Raw genomic sequence first — 2,118 nt, 5'->3', positions numbered from 1 at the left:
CGAGCACGTGCCGCGCGGCGGCGGCCGCGGCGGCGGGCTCGTCGATCCCCAGGAACGGGTGTCCCGGAACGTACGGCTCGTCCACCACCACGACGGGCAGCTTCCTGGCGAACACCTCGGCCAGCGCCGGATGCCCATCGGGCAGCGACATCACGCAGAACGAGTCGACCACCGCGTCCCTGACCGTCTCGCTGCGCCGGTCGCCGTGCGGCAGCGGCAGGATGAGCAGCCCCACCCCGGCGTCCTCGGCCGCCGTGGCCAGCCCCTGGAAGAACCCGATCGCGTACGGGTCGGCGAACGCGTACGCCAGCGTCTCGCTGAAGATCAGCCCGAGCGCCCCGGCCCGCCCCAGGCGGAGCGAGCGCGCGGTCGGGTTGGGACCCGCGTAGCCGAGTTCGTCGGCCACCTCCATGATCCGCCGTCGCAGCCCGTCGCTGAGCTGGTCGGGCCGGGAGAACGCGTAGGACACGGTGGCCCGGGACACGCCCAGCCGGTCGGCGATCGTCTGCAGTGTCACCCTGGCCATCGTCCCACCGTACCGAAGAGCTTGCCCGGCCTGTCTTAATCGATTAAGGTCTTAATTGATTAAGGAGGAGTCATGGACGCTATGCAAGTCCTCGCCCATCAGACGGCGATGGGTTATCGGGATTCGCTGGGCGAAGCGCTCCCCGGGGCGCCGCGCCGGCCGGACCACCCGAGGGCCAAGGTGCGGGTACGGGTGGCGCACTCGCTCAGGTGGACGGCGGATCGCCTGGATCCCGCCTGCCGTGCTGTGTGAGGCCGGCCTTCCTGGGGGCACCTGTGTTGGTGCCATGAAGAGCACAGGTATCGAACTCGAACGGCGGACGGCCAAGGTCGGCGAATGACGGCGGTGTGGCTGCGCCTGGTGGGGGTCGGCGCGATGAACTCCCCGCGCTACCGCCCCGCCGGGCTGCTGGCCGGCTGGCAGGGCCACCGCGTCCTGTTCGACGGAGGCGGCGAGGCCGCGGGCGGTGAACGGCTCGACGGCTGGCTGGTCTGTGACGAACGCGCCGAACTGATGCCTCAGATCCGCCGCGCGGCCCGGGCGCTCGGGATGACCGCCGGGGTGGCGGCGTACGAGGCCGAGGGCGTGGAGATCGTGCCGCTGCCGGTCAGCCACACCTCACATCCCACCTACGGCTACCTGATCAGGACGGAGCGGGCGCACGCCGCCTGGGCGCCGGAGTTCTGGACCTTTCCCGTCTGGGCGGCCGGGGTGGACCTGATGTTCGCCGACGCGGCGGGCTGGGACCGGCCGATCCGCTTCGCCGGCGGCGTGGGCGGGCACGCGAGCGTGCTCCAGGTCGCGCGGCAGGCCCGCGAGCTCCAGGTGGGGCGGCTGGTCTTCGCCCACATCGGCCGCCCCTCCATCCGGGCGATCGACCGCGGCGAGCGCCCGCTGTTCGGCGAGTGGGGGGCCGAGGGTCGCACCTACCCCCTCGGTTAGCCGCCCGCGATCTGCTCCCCGGCGTAGTCCAGGAGCCGCTCGGCGGTCTCGAAGCGGCGCTCGTTCTGGTCATTGAGCAGCACGCCCACCACGCGCTTGCCGCTCCGCTCCCCGGCGAAGAGCAGGCAGTATCCGGCGGCGCGCGTGTATCCGGTCTTCACGCCCAGCACCTCGTCGGCGCGCGACAGCAGCTTGTTCGAGTTGTGCCAGGTGTGCGCCCTGTGCACCGATGTCTTGGCCACCTTGTGCGCCTTGCTCCCGACCACGGCCGCGAAGGTGCTGTCGTCCAGTGCCCGCTGCGCCAGCTTGACCTGGTCGACCGCGGTCGAATAGCCGCCGTTGCCCGGTGTGGGCATGCCGTCGGGGTTGGTGTAGCGGGTGTCGGACATGCCGAGGGAGCGGGCGGTGCGGTTCATCTTGGCGACGAACGCCGTCTTGCCCGGACCGTAGTGCCGCGCCAGGGCGCTGGCCGCATCCGCCCCCGACGGCAGCAGAAGACCGTACAGCAGGTCCCTGACCGTGAGCCGCTCGCCCTTCCGCAGCGCCGCCGTGGTCGCGCCGTTGCTGCTCGCGTACTTGACGTCGGCCGCGCTGATCGTGATCGTGTCGCTCAGCTGGGCCTCGCGCAGCACGACGTACGCCGTCATGAC

At 71.6% G+C, this 2,118-nt stretch carries 4 protein-coding genes; 2 read left to right on the top strand and 2 right to left on the bottom strand.

The genetic code is table 11. The features are described 5' to 3' along the window. On the bottom strand, positions 1 to 526 hold a 526-nt coding region (locus AB0J09_RS63075; RefSeq protein ID WP_360713880.1), incomplete at its 3' end, for a LacI family DNA-binding transcriptional regulator. A gap of 72 nt (positions 527 to 598) precedes the next feature. On the opposite strand from AB0J09_RS63075, the gene AB0J09_RS63070 reads away from it, so the two are divergent. Together AB0J09_RS63070 and AB0J09_RS63065 are read left to right on the top strand one after the other, a co-directional pair. Beyond that, entirely contained in the window at positions 599 to 778 is a 180-nt protein-coding gene (locus AB0J09_RS63070; RefSeq protein ID WP_360713878.1) for a hypothetical protein, read from the top strand. A gap of 84 nt (positions 779 to 862) precedes the next feature. Next, a complete protein-coding gene (locus AB0J09_RS63065; protein WP_360713876.1) occupies positions 863 to 1,468 on the top strand; it encodes an MBL fold metallo-hydrolase in 606 nt (201 codons plus the stop codon). Here the strand turns inward: AB0J09_RS63065 and AB0J09_RS63060 are convergent. Beyond that, positions 1,465 to 2,118 (bottom strand): serine hydrolase (locus AB0J09_RS63060; protein WP_360713874.1); only part of this gene is annotated, 654 nt, incomplete at its 5' end. The two genes, AB0J09_RS63065 and AB0J09_RS63060, sit on opposite strands and share 4 nt — an antisense overlap.

Origin of the sequence: Nonomuraea sp. NPDC049784 (genome assembly GCF_040659615.1) — a bacterium.
Classification (GTDB): Bacteria; Actinomycetota; Actinomycetes; order Streptosporangiales; family Streptosporangiaceae; genus Nonomuraea.
This window is presented reverse-complemented; position numbering and strand designations above follow the sequence as displayed.

Bases quoted from the DNA above. Each gene is read 5' to 3' on its own strand.
- AB0J09_RS63070 (WP_360713878.1), top strand. From the start codon at position 599: ATGGACGCTATGCAAGTCCTCGCCCATCAGACGGCGATGGGTTATCGG.
- AB0J09_RS63065 (WP_360713876.1), top strand. From the start codon at position 863: ATGACGGCGGTGTGGCTGCGCCTGGTGGGGGTCGGCGCGATGAACTCC.